Consider the following 21,038-nt stretch of genomic DNA (forward strand, 5'->3'; position numbering starts at 1 on the left):
AACCGCGGCAATATCGAGCAGGTCGGTTCGCCGATGGAGCTTTACCGCACCCCCGCCAACCTCTTCGTCGCCGGCTTCATCGGTTCGCCGCGCATGAACCTGATCACCGGCGACTTTGCCCGCAGCAAGAATGCCACCACCGCCGGCGTGCGGCCGGAGCATCTGCTGCTGTCGAAGGAAAGCGGGCTGTGGCAGGGCAAGGTCACCGTCGCCGAACATCTCGGATCGGATACCTTCCTGCATCTCGAGGTGTCAGGTATCGGCCCGATCACAGCAAGGACCGATGGCGAGTTCGAATGCAGGCATGGCGATACCGTCTTCATCACCCCGGACGAGACCAAGATACACAGGTTCGATGACAAGGGGGTGGCGATCTAGGTGCTGGCTTTCACAAGGTTTTTCATTCACAGCGGACCCGCAGGCGCGTGGGGCTTACCCCCCTCTGCCCTGCCGGGCATCTCCCCCTCAAGGGGGGAGATCGATCTGCGGCAAAGTCTCGTACATCTCGAAGTTTGCGAATGAAGCGATGAAAGAGCCTCTTGCCGATCTCCCCCCTTGAGGGGGAGATGCCCGGCAGGGCAGAGGGGGGTAAGCCCCACGCGCCTGCGGGTCCGCGTGAACGAAAAATCCTGTGAAAGCTCACATCCAGCCGAAGCCTCCACAATAGACGACCGAAGGGCAATCTGATGCCACGGTTGGCGCGTTTGCGAAGGTTCTCAACGTCTCCGGCTTTCGCCAAAATGACGGACGGGGCATACAACGGCACAGGAAACCCTCCCGCCGAGTACTATATGAAGCCTCACGCCTCCCCGATCCTCACACCATTCCGATCAAAGACATGCAGCCTTTCCTGCGGGAAACCGACCCGCAGGGATTTACCCGGCTGCAACAATGCCCGGTCTGATGAAAACAGCTTGAACGGCAATCCATGCACGGTGAGGTGCAGGATGACGCCGAGGCCGGTCGGCTCGACCAGATCGACGGTTGCCTCCACACCGCCTTCAGCCGGCGCAACAGTGACATGTTCCGGGCGGATGCCGAGCGTGACCGGCTCGCCATCAGCGAGGTCCACTTCCCGGCCAAGCGCAAAGCGCGTGCCGTCACCCAGCACGACGAAACCGCCGCCATTCTCCTGCACGAGCCGTCCTTCGAGGAAATTCATGCCGGGCGAACCGATGAAACCGGCGACAAAGAGATTGGCGGGGCGGTCGTAAAGATCGAGCGGTGCGCCGATCTGCTGCACATGGCCGGCATTCATGGCGACGATGCGCGAGGCAAGCGTCATCGCCTCGATCTGGTCGTGGGTGACATAAACCGAGGTGGCCCCGAGATCGGCATGCATGCGCTTGATTTCAGCGCGCATCTGCTCGCGCAGCCGGGCATCGAGGTTGGACAGCGGCTCATCGAACAGGAAGGCTTTTGGCTGGCGCACGATGGCGCGGCCCATGGCGACGCGCTGACGCTGGCCACCGGAGAGCGCCTTCGGACGGCGGGCGAGATAGGGATCGAGGCCAAGTTTCGCGGAAGCACCGGCCACCGCCGCCGCGATGGTTTCTTTCGGGCTGCGGCGCAGGCGCAGGCTATAGCTCATATTGTCGGCAACGCTCATATGCGGATAGAGCGCATAGGACTGGAACACCATGGCGATATCGCGATCCTTCGGCCGGCGATCATTGACGCGTTCGCCATCGATGGACAGGTCGCCGGATGTTATCTCTTCAAGGCCGGCGATCATGCGCAGCAGCGTCGATTTTCCGCAGCCGGAGGGACCGACGAGGACGATGAACTCGCCATCCCTGATATCAAGATCGACGCCATGCAGCACGGCGAGGTCGCCATAGGTCTTGCCGACATTCTTCAGCTCGATGGAAGCCATGGGATTATCCTTTCACCGCGCCGGCCGTCAGGCCCTGCACGAGATAACGTTGAATGAGCAGGAAGAAGAGGCAGGCCGGAATGAGCGCCAGAACGCCCGCCGCCATCATCTGCCCGAAATCGACGGAGAATTTCGAAACGAAGGTCAGAAGACCAACCGGGAAGGTGGCGCTCTGGTTGCCGGAAATCAGCATCAGCGCAAACAGAAGCTCGCTCCACGCGGCGGTGAAGACGAAACCGAGCGTCGCGGCAATGCCCGGCAGCGTCAGCGGCAGGATGATCTGGCGGAAGGCCGTAAACCGGCTCGCCCCGTCAATCATCGCCGCCTCTTCCAGATCCTTCGGAATGCCATCGAAGAACGACTGCATCAGGAAGGTGGCAAAAGGCACGTTGAAGGCGGTGTAGACGATGACGAGGCCCGTCAGGCTGTTGGTGAGGCCGAGCGGCGACAGCATCTTGAAGATCGGCGCGACCAGCATGACCAGCGGAAACATCTGGGTGATCAGCATTAGCGCCACGATCCAGTATTTGCCCTTGAAACGGAAGCGTGACAGCGCGTAACCCGACAGCGACGAGAGTATCGTCACGGCAATTGCCGTGGAGCCCGCGACGATGACGCTGTTTTTAAAAAACGTCGGGAAGGCACTGTTTTCTATGACGAAACGATAATGATCCCAGGTCGCCCGCGATGGCCACATCCTCACACCTTCGCTATAGAGCAGATCATTCGGCGTGACGGACACCTTGAGCAGCCAGAACAGCGGGAACAGTGCAAAGGCGATATAGGCAAGGATCGCCAGACGATGGGCAAGGGTGAGAAATATCCTTGAGGTCATCGGTCAGTCCTTCTCGATCAGGCGCTGGCGCAGCAGCACGATCAGCATGGAATAGGCAAGCAGCAGCACCAGCAGGACCAGCGCAATGGCCGAGGCATAACCGAAATCCAGACGCCGGAAGGCCTGGGTGAAGATGTAGCTGGCGACGATCTGCGTGCGGTCGGCCGGCCCGCCATTGGTCATGACGATGATGAGATCGGCAAAATTGGCGATCCAGACGGTGCGCAGCAGGATGGTGATGGCGATGGTGGGCGCCAGAAACGGCAGGGTGATGGAGGTGAAACGCTGCAACGGGTTTGCGCCGTCGATTTCCGCCGCCTCGTAAAGATCGCGCGGGATGGCCTGAAGTGCCGCAAGCAAGGTGATGGCGAAGAAGGGAATGCCCCACCAGACATTGGCGATGATCGGCCCCCACATGGCAAGCTGCGGATCGGCGAGGATATTGTTGGGTGCGGATAACAGCCCGAGCGAGACCATCCAGTGCGGTAACGGCCCGATGACCGGGTTGAACAACCATGCCCAGTTGAGACCGGCAAGGAAGGTCGGCACGGCCCATGGCAGGAACACCAGCGCCTGCGCCAGCCCCCTGCCCGCGAAGGGTTTATCGAGCAGCAGCGCCAGAATGAGGCCGAAGAAGAATTGCAGGAAAACCGAAGCGCCCGTCCACCACAGCGTGTTTTTCAGCGCCCGGTAAAAGGCCGCATCCTGCGACAGAGCCTCCAGATGTTTGAGGCCAACGAAACCGCCGGAAAACGGATTGAGCAGCTGCACATCGCGAAAGGCATAGGAGAGGCCAAGCACCAGCGGCACCAGCATGACGGCGACGATGAGCACCAGCACGGGCGCGCTGTAAAGCCACGGTTCGGCCCAATCGGCAAACCGCCGCATCGCAGGCTTGCCGGCCGGTTTGCGCGCAGCCACCGGCCCGGCGCCATGGGCATAGGACATTGTATCGCTCCCTGATCGGACGACGGAACGGACGGGTTTTCCAGCCTCACGGCTTACCGATCCGAAAAATTGCGACGAAAAGGCCTGTCGCAGCGAAGGCCGGCAAGACCGCCGCACGGGCATGTGCGCCCGCACGGCCGGTCAATGTCGTTACTTCGAGGCCAGGAACTTCTGCTGCGCCTTGGTCATGTAATCAGCCCATTGCTTGGCAAGGTCTTCCGGCGTGATGTCGCCGAGCAGCGCTTCCTGCGATGTCTTGATCACAAGCGAATCCTTGAAGAAGGCGAATTCCTCAAGATAGGTCGGCATCGTCGTCGGTACGGCGTTCTTGTCGGCCAGTTCGTCGAACCAGCCCTTGAACTGCTCGCTGGCATAGAAGGGGTCCTTCTCCGCCGACTTGTGCACCGGCAGCGCGCCGGTCTTCTTGTTCCACTCGATATTGCCTTCCGGCCCTTCGAGCGTCTCGATCAGCTTCCAGGAAAGGTCCTTGTTTTCGGATTTCGACATCATCGACCAGCCGGCGAAACCAATCGTCGGGAAGGTCTTGCCGTCGGGGCCCTTGGGCATGGTCATAACGCCGAAATCTTCCGGCTTCATACGCTGGGCAATGGCGATCAGCGCATCCGGGTCCTGATCGAGGAAGGCGCAGGTGCCGGAATAAAAGCCGGCGACGATCTCGTTGAAGCCCCAGTTGACGCTGTCCTTTGGCGCGTAACCGTTCTTGTAGAGATCGATCACATAGGTCAGGCCCTTCACCCAGCCGGGGCTGTCGAAGGTGGAGGTGCCGTCCTTGGTGAAGAACTCGTTCGAACCGGCCATGGATGCGCCGAACATGACCCAGCCGTTAAGGCCGCCCGGGCCGCCGCGCAGGCAGTAGCCAGATTTGCCGGGAAGGGCTGCGACCTTCTTGGAGGCATCGGCAAATTCCTCAAGGGTCTTCGGCGGCTCCTTCACGCCGGCTTCGGCCAGCAGTTTCTTGTTGTAGAACATGGCGCGCAGGTAGAAACCATAGGGCAGCATATAGGCCGTGTCCTTGACATCGCGGCCGAGTTCCAGCGTGCGCTCGCTCAGGCCCGCGGTATGCTCCCATTTGGCAAGATAGGGCTCAAGGCTCTCCAGCATGCCGTTATTGGCATAAAGCGACAGCCATGTGTCGGGCATTTCCATCACGTCAGGCACATCGCCGGCCGAGACCATGGTGGCGAATTTCTGGAAGGCTTCGCTCCACGGCAGGGAGATGATTTCCACCTTGGTGCCGGGATTGGCGGCCTCGAATTTCGAGACGATGCCTTTCAGCGTTTCCGTCCGCTCGGGACTTGTGATGACCTCGACCAGTTTCAAGGTCGTGTCCGCCAGCGCCGTTCCGGTCATCAGGGCGGTGAAGATTGCTGCTGTTACCAGTTTTTTCATGTCGTTCTCCCCTTTTTTGTCGTCAGTTTAAAAACGCGTCAGGCGGCGGAGGCCGCCTTGATCGCGGGTTCGAGATCGTTCCAGAGGGCTTCCGTGCCCTCCAGCCCGACATGCAGGCGCACCGAACGCGCGCTGATGCCGAAGGTGTGGGCGGAGTTTGGCTGCGCCTTCTGTTCGAGCACCACTTCGCCGGGGACGATCAGGCTTTCATGCCCGCCCCAGGAAACACCCAGTTTGAAAAGCTTGAGGCGGTCGGCAAAAGCGCGCACATCCACCCCTTCCCTAAAGATGAAGGAAAACAGGCCCGACGTGCCGTGAAGGCCGGGCGGCAGGCGGTTCGCCAGCCCCGGATGGCAGACCTTCTCCACCACATCCAGTGCCTGCAGGCGGGTTGCGATCTCAAGCGCCGAGGCCTGATGCGCCTTCATGCGCAGCGGCAGCGTGCGAAGCCCGCGAATGAGCAGCCAGGCATCGAAGGGCGACATCTTGCCGCCGAGATAGGGATAGGTTTCCGCCCGGATACGGTCGATCATCGCCTTCGAACCGGCCACCACGCCGGAGACCACATCGCTATGGCCGCCCAGATATTTCGAGGCCGAATGCACGACGAGATCCACGCCGAGCGAGATCGGCTGCTGGAAGACCGGGCTTGCCCAGGAGTTGTCGATGACGGTGACGGCGCCATGCCGCTTGCCGATGGCGGCCAGCGCACCCACATCATGGGCTTCCATCACCCAGCTCGTCGGGCTTTCCATGTAAAACAGCTTTGCGCCCGGCATCGCCTTTTCAACCGCCGCCTCATCACGGCCGTCGACATAGGTCACCTCGATATTCATGCGCCGCATGAAGGTGCCGAACAGGCGGAATGCATCGGGATAGACATGGCGCACGGCGACGATCCGGTCACCCGGCGAAACGAAGGAGAGCACGGTGGAGGAAATGGCCGACATGCCGCTTGCAAAACCGAGCGCATCTTCGGCACCTTCCAGCTTCGCCAGCATCTCCTCAAACAGCCGCACGGTGGGGTTCAGCCCGCGCGTATAGACCGGCCGCACCTTTTCGCCGCGATAGGTGGAGACCATTTCGTCATAGCTGGAAAAGGTGAAAAGCGAGGTCTGCACGATGGGCGGCACCACGGCTTCGAAGGCGTGGGCCTCGTCATGCGCAACGATAAATGAGGCGGGATCGAAGAGATCGTTGCCATGGTTCATTTCGACATGTCCTTGATATCCTCCTCGACGACGGCGAGGATTTTCAGTGTTTCTTCACGGGCGGTCTCCGCATCACCGGCGGCGATGGCGTTGAACAGCGTGCGGTGAAAGGGAAAGGAGCGGCCGGCAAAATCCGGGCGGTCGAACGGCTTCGACCAGAAGCGTTCGAAACCTTCGCGCATCTGCTCCAGAAGCTGCTTGAACAGCGTATTATGGGTGGCATCGTAGATCGACAGATGGAAGGCAAGGTCGGCCTTGCCGGAGGTTCCCTCGGCCAGATGCACCCGCTCCATCTCGTCAAGCCGCGCTTCCATCGTGGCGATATCGTCTGCCGTGCGGCGGCGCGCAGCCGCCATGGAGGCTTCCACCTCGATGCCGCGCCGCACTTCCAGCGTCATCAGCAGCGCATCGCGCAGGCTTTCGGCATCGATGGAAATCGGCATATGCACGGTGGCGGCGGAAATCGGCTTCAGCAGATAATTGCCGCTGCCCTTGCGGCTATCGATGACACCGAGCGCCTGAAACTTGCGGATGACTTCGCGGATGGTGGACCGGCCGACACCCAGCGCCGCCATCAGTTCCCGCTCCGCCGGCAGCCGGTCTCCGGCCTTCAGCCCCGCCCGCTCGACATAGTCGGAAAGCGCAGCCTCGACCTGGCGCACGCGGTCGCTCGGCGGAATCGGCTGCATGAATTCCCGGCTGGACCTGTCCAAGATGCATCCTCTAAATTGGTCTGACATCTTACCATTTCAAACGGCAAATTGATTGTCAACCGCCAACGAAGAGTGATGTGCCACTCTCCCGACATGGCGGACGCAACGACCTCTAAATTCCCGAAACGATTCAGGCGGCCGCTCGTGAGCAAATGGGTTGACGGTCCGGTAAAAAGTATCGGCGCAACCGTTCGATAGGAAAGATGTCGGGACCGGGGACGGCTGAAATCAACCATTTTACGCGCCGCATGACGGCAACTGACGCCCGCCCGCTAAGTCGCCGTCACACGGGCGACACCACGCGCCAATGCATCGGCATGTTCATTGCCGGCTGTGCCGGAATGCCCTTTGCACCATTCCACAGCCACATGGGGATGCCGCTCGAGCAGGCTGTCGAGCTGCTGCCAGATTTCCCTGTCGGGGATAGGCCTTCGGCGGGTGCGCTGGTTAGGCGTGTTCCGCTTCCAGCCGTTGTTGCGCCAGATCGCCCGATAACGGCGGCAGCCCTCAATCACATGAACGGCATCCGTCCAGAGCGTGACGGTTCGCGTTGGCGCCTCGGCGGCGATCCAGGACATTGCGTTCAGGACAGCGAGGACCTCGAAAGTATTGTTTGATGTGCCAAACGTCTTGCCTGAGGCGCAATGGACCTGGCCACCTTCTTCATGAACGACGAACGCCCATCCTCCGGATCGGGTGGCATCGTCGAAGGAGCCGTCGGTGAAGATGTGAAGCGCATCGGACATGAAGAGGTGTGTAACACCGAAATGGAAATCGCCAAAGGAACAGGCGATTGCGAAGGGACCCTTTCGTTCCGGTGCCGCCTCGCGTTCCTCGGCAGGCGGCAGGGGGAGCAACACAAAAGCAGAGAGGGCAGCGCATGCCACCCTCCCCAAAATTCACGCCGGAACTGTCCGTTTTACTGGCTGAGCACAGCCGCCTTGATGGTCTGGATATTGTGGTTGATCATGTCGATATAGGTCGCGGCCGGGCCATCGGCGGTGGAAAGCGCGTCGGAATAGAGCGTGCCGCCGACCTTCAGGCCGGTTTCGCTGGCGATCTGGTCGATCAGCCGCTTGTCGGTGATGTTTTCGACGAAGATCGCCGAAGCCTTGTCGTGTTTGACCTGATCCACGAGCTTGGCGACATCGGCGGCCGAAGCTTCGGATTCCGTCGAGATGCCCTCGGGCGCCAGGAAGTTCAGTCCATAAGCGTGCTCGAAATAACCGAAGGCGTCATGCGAGGTGATGATGACGCGCTTTTCCGGCGGGATGGCGGCGATCTCGGTCTTCACCTTCTCGTTCAGAGCGGCAAGCTTGGCGATATAGGCATCGGAATTGGCGGTGTATGTGGCGCAACCGGCCTTGTCGACCTCGCAAAATGCGCCGGCAATGTTCTTCACATAGATTTCCGCGTTCTTGATCGACTGCCAGGCATGCGGGTCAAATTCACCGTGATGGTGGTGACCTTCATGGCCGTGGTCGTGATCGTGGGCCTCGGCGGTTTCGTGGCTGTGGCCGGCTTCTTCAGCCTTGTGGTCGTGGCCTTCCTCTTCTTCCGCTTCCGGATGGGCATGGCCGGCCGGCTCTTCGGAAAGTTTCAACGGCTCGACACCCTTGGTCAGTTCAAAAACCGGCGCCTTGGTGCCGCTGGTGTCGATCAGCCGCTTCAGGAAGCCTTCAAATTCCAGGCCATTGACCAGCACGACGCCAGCCTTGCTGACGGCAACCGCATCGGCCGGACGCGGCTCATAGACATGCGCATCGCCATCCGGACCCACGAGCGTGGTGATCTCGACGCGGTCACCGCCGACATTTTTGGCGAAATCGGCGATAATCGAGAAACTGGCCACGACCTTGAGTTCGGCAGCCGAAGCCTGCGCCATCAGGACCGGGGAAAGGGTAAGAAGGCTTGCGCAGGTGGCAAGACGGAGGGTTCTGAACATGAAGGTTCTCCTTTTTTCGAACGCTGTTTTCAGGCCGTTCTGTGGCGGCCGGAACCGAGAAGATCGCCGAGCAAGCCGCGCGTGCCGACGAGAATGGAGAGCGCATAGATGACGCCCGCCGAAAGGATGATCGCCGGGCCGGATGGCAGCGACGCGTGATAGGACAGGATGAGGCCGGCAAAGCAGGAAACCATGCCGATGCCGATCGAGATGAAGCACATGGGCGCCACGCGGTTGGACCAGAACCGGCTGGCGGCGGCGGGCAACATCATCAGGCCGACCGAAAGCAGCGTTCCGAGCGCCTGAAAGCCACCAACCAGATTGAGCACGACAATGGCGAGGAAGAGGAAATGCACCGGGCTGCCCCAGTTGCTGACCGAGCGCAGGAACAGGGGATCGAGGCATTCCGCCAGAAGCGCCCGCCAGAAGGTGATCATCACCACCAGCGTCACGATGCAGATGCCGCTGATGAGGCTGAGCGCCTCGTTGTTCAGCGCCAGCACGGTGCCGAACAGCACATGCATGAGATCGACGCTGGAGCCGCGCCACGAAACGAGCAGCACGCCGAGCGCCAGTGAAATCAGATAAAAGGCGGCAAGCGAGGCGTCTTCCTTCTGGACGGTGAAACGCGATACCGCGCCGGCACCCAGCGCCACCACGAGGCCGACCACCAGCCCGCCAATCGTCATCGGCAGGATTTCCAGCCCGTAAAACAGAAAGCCGACGGCCGCCCCCGGCAGGATGGCGTGCGACATGGCATCGCCCGTAAGGCTCATGCGCCGCAGCATCAGGAACACCCCGACCGGCCCGCAGCTGATGGCAAGGATCAAGGCGCCGGCAAGCGCCCGCTGCATGAAGACATATTGAACGAAGGGTTCGATGAAGAAATCAGCCATGGGCATTCGAATTTGCGTGGGAGTGGATGTGGGAATGGGATGACGCCGCCCGTGGGCCTGCATCGAACGCATCGGTCGCCGGTGCATTGGTCACTGGCGCATCGCCCGGCGCGCACCACGGTGCATTTTCCTCCCATGCCTCGTGGAAATGCCGCGCCTGACGCATGTTTTCCGGCTTAAGGACATCGGCTGTCGGGCCGAGGCCCACGAGACGTCGCGCCAGAAACAGGGTCTGGGGAAAATGCTGCCGCACCAGCTGATGGTCATGCAGGACGGCGAGCACCGTGCGTCCTTCCGCGACCCATGCCTTGATCAGCACCAGAAGATCGGTGACGGTGCGCTCATCAACGGCATTGAAGGGTTCGTCCAGCAGGATCAACTGCGCGTCCTGCAACATGGCGCGGGCGAACAGGGCACGCTGCATCTGGCCACCGGAGAGCGAATCTATATTGCGCTTTTCAAAGCCGGAAAGCCCGACCGCTTCCATCACCCGGCCCATCGCCGCTTTGTCCTCAGAACGGTGGCGGCCAAGCAGGCCGCGCCTGGGCCAGAGACCCAGCGCAACGAGATCGCGCACCTGAGCCGGGAACGACCTGTCGAGTTCCGACTGCTGCGGCAGATAGGTGACGGAAATGCCTGCGCTGATCCGGCACTCACCGCCGAGCGGTTTCAAGATGCCGGCGATACCCTTCATCAGCGTCGATTTGCCCGAGCCATTGGCGCCGACAACCGCGGTGAGCGATCCCTTGGTGATATCGCCATCCAGATGATGCACGGCCGCGCGGCCGGCATATCCAAGCGTCAGATTTGTGAAGGTGAGGCACGGATCGCTCATCGATCCCTCCTGGGCAGGGTTTCATTCGAGGACCCTTGATATGTAATGTTATTACATTCGTCAAACGAATACGTAATGAAATAACATTAACTATTGGAAAGTCAGAGCGGCACGCTGGTGGGCAGAGACCTCACGCCTCCGAGATGCTTTTTTTCCAAAGCCCGTTGACATGTTGCACATATGTAATGTTATTACGTAACTGGAACCGGCACTCCAAAAATCCTCCGCTTCCAGATCGCCTGCCGTGGTCGTCATAACGCCCACGCGACTGTTGCCACAGAACGAGGTCCCCATGAAAAAACTCCCCGTCACCGTCCTCTCCGGCTTTTTAGGCGCTGGCAAAACCACCCTTCTCAACCACATCCTTGCCAATCGTGATGGCCTGCGCGTGGCGTTGATCGTCAACGATATGAGTGAAATCAATATCGATGCGGCGCTGGTGCGGGATGGCGGCGCCAATCTCTCGCGCACCGAGGAACAGTTGGTGGAAATGACCAATGGCTGCATCTGTTGCACGCTGCGCGACGACCTCTTGACCGAGGTCCGTGCGCTCGCCGAACAGGGCCGCTTCGATTATCTGCTGATTGAATCCACCGGCATCGCCGAGCCGCTTCCCGTGGCCGCCACCTTCGATTTCCGTGACGAGAACGGTCGCAGCCTGTCTGATGTCGCGCAGCTGGATACGATGGTGACGGTGGTGGATGCCGCCAATCTTCTCAATGATTACGGTTCATCCGATTTTCTGGCCGACCGGGGCGAAACGGCGGGTGATGGCGACAACCGCACCATCGTCGACCTTCTGGTCGAGCAGATCGAATTTGCCGATGTGGTCGTCCTCAACAAGATCGGCACCGCCACGCCCGAGGAGCGGGATGCGGCCCGCAAGATCATCGTCGGGCTGAACCCGGATGCGAAACTCATCGAGGCGGATTTCGGCAGGGTGGAACTGAAGGAGGTGCTCGGCACCAGTCGCTTCGATTTCGCCAGGGCCGAAGAACATCCCCTGTGGTTCAAGGAACTGCACGGCTTCAAGGACCACATTCCCGAAACCGAGGAATATGGCATCCGCTCCTTCGTTTACCGCGCCAAAAAACCGTTCGACCCCGTGCTGTTCCAGCGCTTTATCGATCGTGCCTGGCCGGGGGTGGTGCGCGCCAAGGGCTTCTTCTGGCTGGCGACACGGCCACGTTATGTCGGCGAGATCAGCCAGGCGGGCGCATTGGTCCGCACCGGCAAGATGGGTCTGTGGTGGTCCGCCGTGCCCAAGGAGCAATGGCCGCGTGAAAAACAGTTTATCGACATGATGAAGCCCTATCTCGACCCGGTCTTCGGCGACCGGCGGCAGGAAATCGTCTTCATCGGCTCCGACCCGATGAGCGAGGCCCGCATTCGCGCCCAGCTCGACGCCTGCCTGATCGACACCGAAGCCTTCACGCCCGACGCATGGCGACACCTGCCGGACCCCTTCGCCAATTGGGACAGACAGGCCGCCTGACAGGACCGGGGCGGTGTGCTGTACATCCAGCGCTCCCCTGCCCGTCACCCACAAAAAAGAGCCGCGTTACGCGGCTCCTATCCGGAGGCCCGCTCAAAAGCGGGCCTTTTATTTTAGCCGGGTTCTTATCCCTGCGATGCCTCTACCTGCGGCACCACACCGCGGCGCGACGCCATGAGCGATGCGCCGAGAAGGGCAGAAATTGCCACGAAGACGAAGACCATCGTTGCCCCCTGCAGATCGATCAGCAGGCCGCCGAGAACTGCGCCGCTGGAAATGGCGATCTGGAAGGTGGTGAGCAGCAGCGCGCCGGCGCTTTCGGCCTCATCCGAAGCCACGCGGGTGATGAAGCTCTGCACACTGACCGGAAGCGCGCCGAAGGCAAAACCCCAGGAAGCGATGGCGACACCCGCAACGACGGGAGATGCGCCGGCAATCACCAGAATGGAGGCTGACGCGGCAATCAGCGTCGCGGCGAAGGTCACGGCCCATGCCGTGTTCTTCTCGGCAAGGAAACCGCCGAAGAGATTACCGAAGAAACCACCGATGCCATAAACCAGAAGAACGAGGGAGATCGCTTCAACGCCGAGCTGCGGCACGTCTTCCAGGAACGGGCGAACATAGGTGAAGCCGGCGAAGTGACCCGCAACGATGAACAGCGTTGTCAGAAGGCCGATCCGGACCTGCGGCCGCTGCAACAGCCGGAACATGGTGGAGAGACCGGGTGCGCCGGCCGGCGGCAGAGACGGAATGGTGAGCAGCTGCACGGCAAGTGCGATGACACCGAGCACACCCGCAACCACGAAGGCCGCGCGCCAGCCGAGCGTCGCGCCGATCCATGCGCCCACCGGTGCGGCACAGACGGTGGCGACCGAAACCCCTGTCAGGATGATGGCCATGGCACGCGGCATCTTGTCGAGCGGCACGAGCCGCAGCGCCAGCGCCGCCGACATGGCCCAGAAACCACCAAGGCCGATGCCGAGCAGGACGCGCGATGCAAACAGCATGAAAAGCCCGTTGGCAAAGGCGGCAAGCGTGCTGGAAATGATCAGCAGCGTGGTGAGCCCGAGAAGTGTCCAGCGGCGGTCGATGCCGCGTGTGCCGATGACGACGCCGGGGCCGGCAACCGCCGCAACCAGCGCGGTGACGGTGATGGATTGCCCGGCAATGCCGGAGCTGATGGCAAGATCTTCCGATAGCGGCGTCAGAAGGCTGACCGGCAGAAATTCCGCCGTCACCAGCCCGAAGACACCGAGCGAAAGCGAAACCACGGCGGCCCACTTCGCATCCGGCTCTTTTCTGCGCGGCACATATTCGAGTTCGTTTATGGTCCGGTTATTCATGAAAATCTCCTGATGCGCATTGCCAGAATGCGCCCTGAAATGGAAGGGCAAGACGATGAAACCGCTGGGAGGCCGGTTCAGCGCCCGCAAATCGATGGTCATAAGCTATGCGTGACACCCCGGCGTTTCCATGCTAGAAAATCCGTATTCCTTAACCAATCGTCCGAATTTGCGAGATGTCATGAATGATGCCCTGACGGAAATGCTGCGAGGTCTGAGGCTTGACGGCGTGGAATATGGCCGCTGCCGCATGGCCACCCCCTGGGCCACCGCCTTTCCCGAACAGGAAGCGGCGCGGTTTCATTTTATCGGCGTCGGCCAGGCGAAGCTGCGAAAGCCTTCCGGCGAATGGCTGATGCTTAAATGCGGCGATGCCGTGCTTCTGCCGCGCGGGCACGCCCATGTGCTTGCCAGCGGGGAGAATGTGACGCCCTCGCCCTTTGACCGTTTCGGCAAAAAGGAAGTCTGCCAGGGCATTTTCGACATGCAATGCGCCAGCGCCGGCGGCGATACCGTGGCCTTTACCGCTTCCATGCGTTTCAACATGGACAATCTGCACCCGCTGCTGCAGCTGATGCCGGATGTGATGCTGACCAGCGACCTGGCCAAAAGCGACCCGGCCATTCCCCACCTGCTGGAAGCCATGGCGCGCGAAGTGGAGCTGAACCGCGTCGGCGCCGGCGGCATTCTGGCAAGGCTTGCCGATGTGCTGACCGCGACCCTGATCCGCACCTGGGTGGAACATGGCTGCGGCGATTCCAGCGGCTGGCTGGCTGCCGTGCGCAATCCCGAACTCGGGCGGGTGCTGGCCGCCATCCACCTCACCCCGGAAAAGGACTGGAGCGTGGAAGAGCTTGCCTCCTTGATGGGCGCATCCCGCTCCAGTTTCGCAGAACGTTTCACCCGCGTGGTGGGTGAAAGCCCGGCGCGGTATGTGGTGCGCGTGCGCATGCATCAGGCACGGCTATGGCTGCGCGAAGGCATGCGTGTGACGCTCGCTGCGGAAAAGCTCGGTTACGATTCCGAAGCCTCCTTCAGCCGCGCTTTCAAACGGGTGCTCGGCGCGCCACCCAGCCAGTTCCGCCGCAAGGATGCGGCCGGGCTGGAGGATGCGGCTTAAAAGCTTCAGACAAACCGGGTAAGGATACTGTGTGAAAAACAGATCCGCCTGAAGCGGAAGGGCATCGTCCGGGGAGCATCCACCATGAGCATGGCCGACGACGCCCGTTTCTGGAACCGGTCAGCACGGAAATATGCGAAAGGCAGGATTTCAGACGAGGCCGGATATGCGCGCACGCTGGAGCGGACCCGCGCCCTGCTGAAACCCGACGACAACGTACTGGAACTGGGCTGCGGCACCGGGACGACGGCGATCCGGCTGGCGGGTAGTGTCAAAGACTATTATGCGACGGATATTTCCACCGACATGATCGCAATCGCCAAAGAGAGAAAACAAGCCGCCGGCTCTCTCCACAACCTCACCTTCAACGCAACGACTGCGGAAGCGCTTGTGCCGGGCGACATGCAGTTCAACGCGGTACTGGGTTTCAACTATCTTCATCTGGTCCGCGACCTGCCAGGCACGCTGCGGCACATTCACGCCCTGCTTGCTCCGCACGGCCTGTTCATTACCAAGACCCCCTGTGTCGGCGATATGAACCCGCTTATCCGCCTTGTCCTGCCGGCAATGCGCGCAATCGGCAAGGCGCCCTATGCCGGCGCGTTCAACGCGGCCGAGCTTGGCCGGCATATAAGCGCCGGCGGCTTCGAGATTCTGGCGACGGAAATCCACGCGACAAAGGGCAATGACAATCGCCCCTATATCGTGGCGCGCAAAAGGTGAGCTTGAGCCGCCATCCTCAGTGGAAATTGCGGGAAACAACCTTTATCCGCTCCACCGCATCCTCATCAGCGGCGGCGGGCGGCGGGCGCTTCCTGATCGCGCGCTGATCCTCCGGCGGAATGCCGTGGTGGAACTCATCGCCCCGCCCATGCGGCAAAGGAAAGGTGCGGTTGCGCTCGCCCACACTTGCCAGCGCTTCTGACAAATCGGTCAGCCGGTGGGCGACCAGATGCACCACCTCACCTTCCCGCTGGATCTTGCCGTAAATGCCGACCATGCCGGCTGACAACACCACGCGGCGGTATTTTTCGAAGGTTTTGACCCACAGCACCGCATTGGCAATGCCCGTCTCGTCCTCCAGCGTCATGAAGATCACGCCCTTTGCCGAACCGGGGCGCTGGCGCACCAGCACCAGACCGGCCGTTTCCAGCCATGTGCCATCCCGAACGCACACCGCCTCCGCACAGGTGACGATGCGGCGGGAAAGATCATGCCGCAGGAAGGTCATGGGGTGTTCGCGCAGCGTCAGCCCCACATGGCCGTAATCCTGCACCACCTCGCCACCATCAGTCATGGGCCTGAGCGCAACGGAGGGTTCCTGAAGCTCTTCGATAACGGCATTTTCCCTGATGGCAGCGGCGGCGAAAAGCGGCAGCGGTTCATCCCGCAGGGCCTTGATGGCCCAGAGCGCCTCGCGCCTGAAAAGCGAAAGCGACGGCAGAAAGCCATCGGCTTCGGCGAGACAGACAAGGGCGGCGGCCGGAACACCCGCCCTTCGCCACAGATCGTCGACGGAGGCAAAAGGCCGATCCTGCCGGGCGGCGACGATTTTTGCAGCATGATCATTGGAAAGCCCCTTCACCATGCGCAGGCCAAGCCGCACGGCAAAGCGCTCCTCACCCTTGCCATTCTTCTTGCCCGTAGGCTCAAGCGTACAATCAAAGCGGCTGTTATTAACGCAGACCGGACGCACCTCGACACCATGATCACGCGCATCGCGCACGATCTGCGCCGGGGCGTAAAAACCCATGGGCTGCGAGTTGAGAAGCGCCGTACAGAAAATATCGGGATGATGGCATTTCAGCCATGAGGAGGCATAGGCAATCAGCGCGAAGGAAGCCGCATGGCTTTCAGGGAAACCATAACTGCCGAAACCTTCCAGCTGTTTGAAGATGCGTTCGGCGAATTCCTGCTCATAACCGCGCACGACCATGCCCGTGACCAGTTTCTCCCTGAATTTGGAAATGGTGCCGACATTCTTGAAAGTCGCCATGGCGCGGCGCAGCTGGTCAGCCTCATCCGCGGTGAAACCGGCGCAATCCATGGCGATCCGCATCGCCTGCTCCTGAAACAGCGGAACACCCATCGTCTTTCCCAGGACGCTTTCAAGTTCTTTTTTCGGAAAAAGGACCGGCTCCTTTCCCTGCCGGCGGCGTAGATAGGGATGCACCATATCCCCCTGAATGGGGCCGGGGCGAACGATGGCGACCTGAATGACGAGGTCGTAAAACTCCTTCGGCCTCAGGCGCGGCAGCATCGACATCTGCGCCCGGCTTTCAATCTGGAACGTACCGAGCGTATCGGCCTTCTGGATCATGGCGTAGGTAGGCCCGTCATCCGGCGGCATGGCGGCGAGATCGTATTTCTCGCCCGTGCGTGCCTCCAGCATGTCGAAGCCGCGCTTCATGCAGGAGAGCATGCCAAGCGCCAGGCAATCCATCTTCATGAACTTCACGACATCGATATCGTCCTTGTCCCATTCGATGATCTGGCGGTCGTCCATGGCGGCGGGTTCGATCGGCACCAGTTCGTCCAGCCGGTCATGGGTCAGAACAAAGCCGCCCGGATGCTGGCTGTGATGGCGCGGTGTGCCGACAAGCTGGTTGGCCAGTTCGAAGGCAAGCTTCAGGCGGCGATCCTCCATATTGAGGTTCAGCTCCTTCACCTGCTTTTCATCCACACCCTCGCTCCAGCGCCAGACCTGCGAGGACAGAAGCTTCGTCAGGTCTTCCGGCAGGCCCAGAACCTTGCCGACATCGCGCAGCGCCCCACGCCCGCGATAACGGGTAACGACGGAACAGAGTGCGGCCTTGTCACGGCCGTAGGTGTCATAGACCCACTGAATGACCTCTTCACGCCGCTGGTGTTCAAAATCCACGTCGATATCCGGCGGTTCTCCCCGGTTTTCGGAAACGAAACGTTCGAAGACGAGATTGCTGAAAAGGGCAGGATCGATGGCGGTGATGCCAAGCACAAAACAGATAACCGAATTGGCCGCCGAACCACGCCCCTGACATAGAATATCTTTTGAACGCGCATAACGGACAATGGCATTCACGGTCAGGAAATAGGAGGCATATTGCAGCCTGCCGACAACCGCCAGCTCATGATGCAACGCCTTTTCCACCTTCTCAGGTAAACCCTTCGGATAACGCCCCGGCACCGCTTCCCATACCATCTTCTCCAGCGCCTGCTGCGCCGTCAGTCCCGGCAGGCTACGCTCCTCGGGATATTGATAGACCAGTTCCTTCAGCGAAAATTTGCAGCGTTTCGCAATTTCGAGGCTACGGGCAAGCGCTTCAGGGTAACGGGCAAACAGCCGGTGCATCTCTTCCGGCGGCTTCATATAGCGGTCGGCGTGGCGCTCGCGGCGGAAACCGGCCTCATCGATGGTGCAATTGTGCCTTATGCAAGTGACGACATCCTGTAGCATTCGCCGCTCGGGCACATGAAAGAGCACGTCATTGGTGACAACAGTCGGTACACCTGCGACCTGCGCCATCTCCGATAGCTCGAAAAGCCGCATCTGGTCGTTGGGGCGTCTTCGGAGGCTGAGCGCCATATAGGCCCGGTCGGCAAAGGCGGCTTTGAGCCGCCGCAGGCGAAGTGCGCAAAGATCATCCGCGAGGTCAGCGAGCAGCACCACAATCAGGCCTTCGCCATAGGCAACGAGATCGTCCCAAGCAAGACGGCATTTGCCCTTGCCGCCCCTTTTCTTGCCGACGGAAAGCAGCCGGCAAAGCCGCCCGTAAGCCGCACGATCCATGGGATAGGCGAGCACGGAAAGATCATCGTCCAGATCGAGCCGGCAGCCGATGATGAGGCGGATGCCATGATTATTGGCGGCTTCATAAGCGCGGGGAATGCCCGCAAGACTGTTGCGGTCCACGATACCAAGCGCCTCGATGCCGAGGCTTTTGGCCTGTTCGAAAAGCTCTTCGCAGGAGCTTGCCCCGCGCAGGAAGGAAAAATGCGTGGTCACCTGCAGCTCGGCATAACGGGGCGTATTCATGCGAAGACCCCGTGAATGAACCAACCCTGCGAACCCGTTTCGGCATGTTCGCCATCACCGGAGCGGAAAATCCAGAAGCGCTCGCCACCTTCGTTTTCCACCATGAAATAATCGCGCACCGCGGCCTTTTCCCGGTCGCGTTTCCACCATTCGCCGAACACCCGTTCCGGCCCGTCGGCGCGCCTGACATTATGGCGCACGCCTTTCCAGAGGAAATAACGCGGCGGATGGTCGGGCAGCAGCGCCAGCGTCTCGATGGGTTCCGGCCTTGCAAAAAGCCTGACCGGACGCGGCCAATGGCCGGGCCAACCGAGCGTATCCTCCGCCGCCAGCGCCGCAACTGAAGTAAGGGAGCGTTCCGGCACATCGCTTGCCACCGCCGCATAACGATAGACCCGGTGGCCGCGATTGAGGATGACATCGACCGTATCGGCGATTTCCGCACGGCCTTCCTCCAGAAGCGAAGAACGGGCCTGCGCAGCGACAAGCGGCTCGGCATGGGTGGCGGTCAAAACCATCATCTCGATGCCGAAGCCGGGATCAATGGTGTCGATGCGGTCGGTCAAAAGCCGGACAAGCTGTTTGACATCGCGCACCGGTCTGGACGTGCCGGCCCGTATGGCCTGCAGACCGCTATCCACCCGGTGCAGCACCAGATCGACCCGGCGTGCGCCGAGGCCGCGCTTTTCCAGCGCGATGCAAAGTTCGGCAACCAGCTTTTGGCTATAACGGGCAATCGTTTCCGCCGCCGCGATGGGTTCGGGAAAGGCGCGCCGCACCTCCACCAGTTCAGCCACACGCACCGGTTCGATGGGTTCGCCGATCTCCCCGAGCGCCTGGGAAAGGCGGCGAACGAGCTCGGGGCCGAAACGCAGGGTCAGCGGCGCGCGCGGGGCTTCGGCAAGCTCGCCGATGCTGCGGAAACCGAGCACCTTCAGCCCGGAAACGATACGCTCCTCCAGCCTGAGCGCAGCAAGCGGCAAGCCGCTGATCGCCACACGCTGCCCGCCCGGCGGCACGATGCTGATTGCGTCACGGCCAAAACGCGCCAGCGCATGGGCCGCCCCCCAGCTATCGGCAATGGCGGCGCGGGCGGCAAAGCCTGCAGCATGCAGGCGGTTGACCATGCCGCTCAGCATCAGCGTCTCATTGCCATGCAGATGGTCCGCACCCGCCGTGTCCAGCACCAGCCCGTCGGGTGGGTCGGCGGCGACGATCGGGGCATAGATGCGCAGGAAATGAAAGGCCAGTTGCTGCAGGGCGCGGGCATCATCAGCCGCATCCAGATCTTCAACGAGAAGGCCCGGCACCAGCGCCTGCGCCTTGCTGACCGGCGTGCCGGGGCGGATGCCCGCCGCCTTTGCCGCCCTGTCGAGCGCCAGCACCAGCCGGCGGCTGCCCTGACGACCAATCATGACCAGCGGCTTTTCAACCGGCGGCGCGTTCTTGCCCGAAAGACGCCGGAAACGATCCGTCGGCCATGTCGGCAGGTAGAGCGAGACGACCCTTTGCATCACAGGCTTCCACTTCAAATTCGGCACTTTCGCCGCCGCGACATCGCAAGAGCTCCAGAAACCAGCGCGGCCTGCCCACCCCCGGCACCGGCAAGGGCGAAGAGGGCCGCACGGAGATGCGCCAGCGGGTCACCGCCGCCGTCGGCTCCCCGAACAGCGCCGCATCGGCTTGACGCCGGAAGCGGCGGATGGCGATGCCGGTAACCCCAGAGGTTTCCGCCGCCAGCTGCAGCCGCCGCGAGGCGGTCATCGGCAGTTTCGCCACTTCACCCATCACCGCGCCGAAACCGTTGCAGCGCAAGCCCTCCTCGAAACAGTCGAGCACGCCTTTCTCATCGCGGCATTCAACGATGATAAGCCGGTTCTGCGACAGGCCGGCCTGTGTCAGACCCGGCATGAACAGATCCCGCCGGGTGACACACCATAAAACCTTGCCGGAAAGCCGCGCCGCCACACCGGCAGCAAACAGCGCTGCCGCTGCACCATCGGCAGCGCCATTGCCGCCGCCGCTCAGCTCATGCAGGCAACCGAGCTTCAGCCCGCCTCCCGGCAGGTGATGGTCGATGGCATCCACGCCGAAAGGCAAGCTCTCGTGCAGCCGCTCAGGACCGTTACCGATCCTTTCCAGCCTTTCACGCAGCTCTTCGACAACGAGCAACTGATCCGCGCGCTTTTGCATGGCATGACAGGTTTCAATTCCGGTTATTCATCTTTATTGTTCTTGTTTTGTTCCTATTTCAGCAAAGAGTCAAGCAACAGGCTGCCGCTCATCAACAGTTTGCACGGGAAGAGAGGATTAAGCCCTTGCAGCGCTTCGTCCCGCCGTTAAAACGGAATTGTCCGCTCGCTGCCGTTCTTCTCACGAGAACCGATGCGCCACGG

At 61.2% G+C, this 21,038-nt stretch carries 18 protein-coding genes; 4 read left to right on the forward strand and 14 right to left on the reverse strand.

Going from position 1 to position 21,038, the window contains the following annotated elements:
• The coding region (locus JZX88_RS10560) for a TOBE domain-containing protein (RefSeq protein WP_206913532.1) at positions 1 to 378 on the forward strand (378 nt) is incomplete at its 5' end.
• A 421-nt stretch (positions 379 to 799) separates the two neighbouring features.
• On the opposite strand, the gene JZX88_RS10565 is transcribed toward JZX88_RS10560, so the two are convergent.
• The 10 genes from JZX88_RS10565 to aztA all read right to left on the reverse strand — a co-directional run bounded on the left by JZX88_RS10565 (position 800) and on the right by aztA (position 10,669).
• A complete protein-coding gene (locus JZX88_RS10565) occupies positions 800 to 1,876 on the reverse strand; it encodes an ABC transporter ATP-binding protein (protein WP_206913534.1) in 1,077 nt (358 codons plus the stop codon).
• A gap of 4 nt (positions 1,877 to 1,880) precedes the next feature.
• Positions 1,881 to 2,711: a carbohydrate ABC transporter permease gene (locus JZX88_RS10570; protein WP_035228147.1), complete on the reverse strand. Its 831-nt coding sequence runs from the start codon at positions 2,709 to 2,711 to the stop codon at positions 1,881 to 1,883.
• 3 nt (positions 2,712 to 2,714) lie between these two features.
• Positions 2,715 to 3,659 carry a carbohydrate ABC transporter permease gene (locus JZX88_RS10575; protein ID WP_003525091.1) on the reverse strand — a complete coding sequence of 315 codons (945 nt, stop codon included), beginning with the start codon at positions 3,657 to 3,659 and terminating at the stop codon, positions 2,715 to 2,717.
• Between the two features lie 150 nt (positions 3,660 to 3,809).
• A complete protein-coding gene (locus JZX88_RS10580) occupies positions 3,810 to 5,069 on the reverse strand; it encodes a sugar ABC transporter substrate-binding protein (protein ID WP_127758036.1) in 1,260 nt (419 codons plus the stop codon).
• Positions 5,070 to 5,107: 38 nt separating this feature from the next.
• Positions 5,108 to 6,280 (reverse strand): PLP-dependent transferase, encoded by a 1,173-nt coding sequence (locus tag JZX88_RS10585; protein ID WP_206913536.1) that lies wholly within the window; start codon positions 6,278 to 6,280, stop codon positions 5,108 to 5,110.
• Positions 6,277 to 6,969: a FadR/GntR family transcriptional regulator gene (locus JZX88_RS10590; RefSeq protein ID WP_048902873.1), complete on the reverse strand. Its 693-nt coding sequence runs from the start codon at positions 6,967 to 6,969 to the stop codon at positions 6,277 to 6,279. Before JZX88_RS10590 ends, JZX88_RS10585 begins: the two co-directional genes overlap by 4 nt.
• A gap of 296 nt (positions 6,970 to 7,265) precedes the next feature.
• Positions 7,266 to 7,739, reverse strand: coding sequence for a ribonuclease H (locus JZX88_RS10595; RefSeq protein ID WP_206913537.1), 474 nt, complete (start codon positions 7,737 to 7,739; stop codon positions 7,266 to 7,268).
• Positions 7,740 to 7,912: 173 nt separating this feature from the next.
• A complete protein-coding gene (aztC, locus tag JZX88_RS10600) occupies positions 7,913 to 8,938 on the reverse strand; it encodes a zinc ABC transporter substrate-binding protein AztC (RefSeq protein ID WP_206913538.1) in 1,026 nt (341 codons plus the stop codon).
• A gap of 29 nt (positions 8,939 to 8,967) precedes the next feature.
• Positions 8,968 to 9,834 (reverse strand): zinc ABC transporter permease AztB, encoded by an 867-nt coding sequence (aztB, locus tag JZX88_RS10605; RefSeq protein ID WP_077768092.1) that lies wholly within the window; start codon positions 9,832 to 9,834, stop codon positions 8,968 to 8,970.
• On the reverse strand, positions 9,827 to 10,669 hold the full coding sequence (aztA, locus tag JZX88_RS10610) for a zinc ABC transporter ATP-binding protein AztA (protein ID WP_206913539.1): 843 nt from the start codon (positions 10,667 to 10,669) through the stop codon (positions 9,827 to 9,829). The genes aztB and aztA overlap by 8 nt, the downstream gene beginning before the upstream one ends.
• A gap of 292 nt (positions 10,670 to 10,961) precedes the next feature.
• Here aztA and zigA point away from each other — a divergent pair, with 292 nt between their 5' ends.
• Positions 10,962 to 12,164, forward strand: a complete 1,203-nt coding sequence (gene zigA / locus JZX88_RS10615) for a zinc metallochaperone GTPase ZigA (RefSeq protein WP_206913540.1) — start codon at positions 10,962 to 10,964, stop codon at positions 12,162 to 12,164.
• Positions 12,165 to 12,289: 125 nt separating this feature from the next.
• Here zigA and JZX88_RS10620 read toward each other — a convergent pair whose 3' ends face one another.
• Positions 12,290 to 13,507: an MFS transporter gene (locus JZX88_RS10620; protein WP_065117703.1), complete on the reverse strand. Its 1,218-nt coding sequence runs from the start codon at positions 13,505 to 13,507 to the stop codon at positions 12,290 to 12,292.
• Between the two features lie 181 nt (positions 13,508 to 13,688).
• On the opposite strand from JZX88_RS10620, the gene JZX88_RS10625 reads away from it, so the two are divergent.
• On the forward strand, positions 13,689 to 14,627 hold the full coding sequence (locus JZX88_RS10625; RefSeq protein ID WP_110760332.1) for an AraC family transcriptional regulator: 939 nt from the start codon (positions 13,689 to 13,691) through the stop codon (positions 14,625 to 14,627).
• 84 nt (positions 14,628 to 14,711) lie between these two features.
• Entirely contained in the window at positions 14,712 to 15,350 is a 639-nt protein-coding gene (locus JZX88_RS10630) for a bifunctional 2-polyprenyl-6-hydroxyphenol methylase/3-demethylubiquinol 3-O-methyltransferase UbiG (protein ID WP_206913541.1), read from the forward strand.
• Positions 15,351 to 15,366: 16 nt separating this feature from the next.
• On the opposite strand, the gene JZX88_RS10635 is transcribed toward JZX88_RS10630, so the two are convergent.
• Genes JZX88_RS10635 through JZX88_RS10645 form a run of 3 tightly spaced genes read right to left on the reverse strand, consistent with a single transcriptional unit; the run spans position 15,367 to position 20,835 of the window.
• On the reverse strand, positions 15,367 to 18,642 hold the full coding sequence (locus tag JZX88_RS10635) for an error-prone DNA polymerase (RefSeq protein ID WP_206913542.1): 3,276 nt from the start codon (positions 18,640 to 18,642) through the stop codon (positions 15,367 to 15,369).
• Positions 18,639 to 20,156, reverse strand: coding sequence for a DNA polymerase Y family protein (locus JZX88_RS10640; RefSeq protein ID WP_206913543.1), 1,518 nt, complete (start codon positions 20,154 to 20,156; stop codon positions 18,639 to 18,641). The genes JZX88_RS10635 and JZX88_RS10640 overlap by 4 nt, the downstream gene beginning before the upstream one ends.
• The gene (locus JZX88_RS10645; protein ID WP_206913544.1) at positions 20,071 to 20,835 is read right to left on the reverse strand and encodes an ImuA family protein; all 765 of its coding nucleotides are present in this window, start codon (positions 20,833 to 20,835) and stop codon (positions 20,071 to 20,073) included. Before JZX88_RS10645 ends, JZX88_RS10640 begins: the two co-directional genes overlap by 86 nt.
• Between the last annotated feature and the right edge of the window lie 203 nt (positions 20,836 to 21,038).

This window comes from Agrobacterium sp. OT33 (genome assembly GCF_017313365.1).
Classification (GTDB): domain Bacteria; phylum Pseudomonadota; class Alphaproteobacteria; order Rhizobiales; family Rhizobiaceae; genus Agrobacterium; species Agrobacterium rhizogenes_A.

Excerpts from the sequence above, each read along its gene's own strand:
- JZX88_RS10565 (WP_206913534.1), bottom strand. The coding sequence starts at position 1,876 with ATGGCTTCCATCGAGCTGAAGAATGTCGGCAAGACCTATGGCGACCTC.
- JZX88_RS10570 (WP_035228147.1), bottom strand. The coding sequence starts at position 2,711 with ATGACCTCAAGGATATTTCTCACCCTTGCCCATCGTCTGGCGATCCTT.
- JZX88_RS10575 (WP_003525091.1), bottom strand. The coding sequence starts at position 3,659 with ATGTCCTATGCCCATGGCGCCGGGCCGGTGGCTGCGCGCAAACCGGCC.
- JZX88_RS10580 (WP_127758036.1), bottom strand. The coding sequence starts at position 5,069 with ATGAAAAAACTGGTAACAGCAGCAATCTTCACCGCCCTGATGACCGGA.
- JZX88_RS10585 (WP_206913536.1), bottom strand. The coding sequence starts at position 6,280 with ATGAACCATGGCAACGATCTCTTCGATCCCGCCTCATTTATCGTTGCG.
- JZX88_RS10590 (WP_048902873.1), bottom strand. The coding sequence starts at position 6,969 with ATGCAGCCGATTCCGCCGAGCGACCGCGTGCGCCAGGTCGAGGCTGCG.
- JZX88_RS10595 (WP_206913537.1), bottom strand. The coding sequence starts at position 7,739 with ATGTCCGATGCGCTTCACATCTTCACCGACGGCTCCTTCGACGATGCC.
- aztC (WP_206913538.1), bottom strand. The coding sequence starts at position 8,938 with ATGTTCAGAACCCTCCGTCTTGCCACCTGCGCAAGCCTTCTTACCCTT.
- aztB (WP_077768092.1), bottom strand. The coding sequence starts at position 9,834 with ATGGCTGATTTCTTCATCGAACCCTTCGTTCAATATGTCTTCATGCAG.
- aztA (WP_206913539.1), bottom strand. The coding sequence starts at position 10,669 with ATGAGCGATCCGTGCCTCACCTTCACAAATCTGACGCTTGGATATGCC.
- zigA (WP_206913540.1), top strand. The coding sequence starts at position 10,962 with ATGAAAAAACTCCCCGTCACCGTCCTCTCCGGCTTTTTAGGCGCTGGC.
- JZX88_RS10620 (WP_065117703.1), bottom strand. The coding sequence starts at position 13,507 with ATGAATAACCGGACCATAAACGAACTCGAATATGTGCCGCGCAGAAAA.
- JZX88_RS10625 (WP_110760332.1), top strand. The coding sequence starts at position 13,689 with ATGAATGATGCCCTGACGGAAATGCTGCGAGGTCTGAGGCTTGACGGC.
- JZX88_RS10630 (WP_206913541.1), top strand. The coding sequence starts at position 14,712 with ATGAGCATGGCCGACGACGCCCGTTTCTGGAACCGGTCAGCACGGAAA.
- JZX88_RS10635 (WP_206913542.1), bottom strand. The coding sequence starts at position 18,642 with ATGAATACGCCCCGTTATGCCGAGCTGCAGGTGACCACGCATTTTTCC.
- JZX88_RS10640 (WP_206913543.1), bottom strand. The coding sequence starts at position 20,156 with ATGCAAAGGGTCGTCTCGCTCTACCTGCCGACATGGCCGACGGATCGT.
- JZX88_RS10645 (WP_206913544.1), bottom strand. The coding sequence starts at position 20,835 with ATGCAAAAGCGCGCGGATCAGTTGCTCGTTGTCGAAGAGCTGCGTGAA.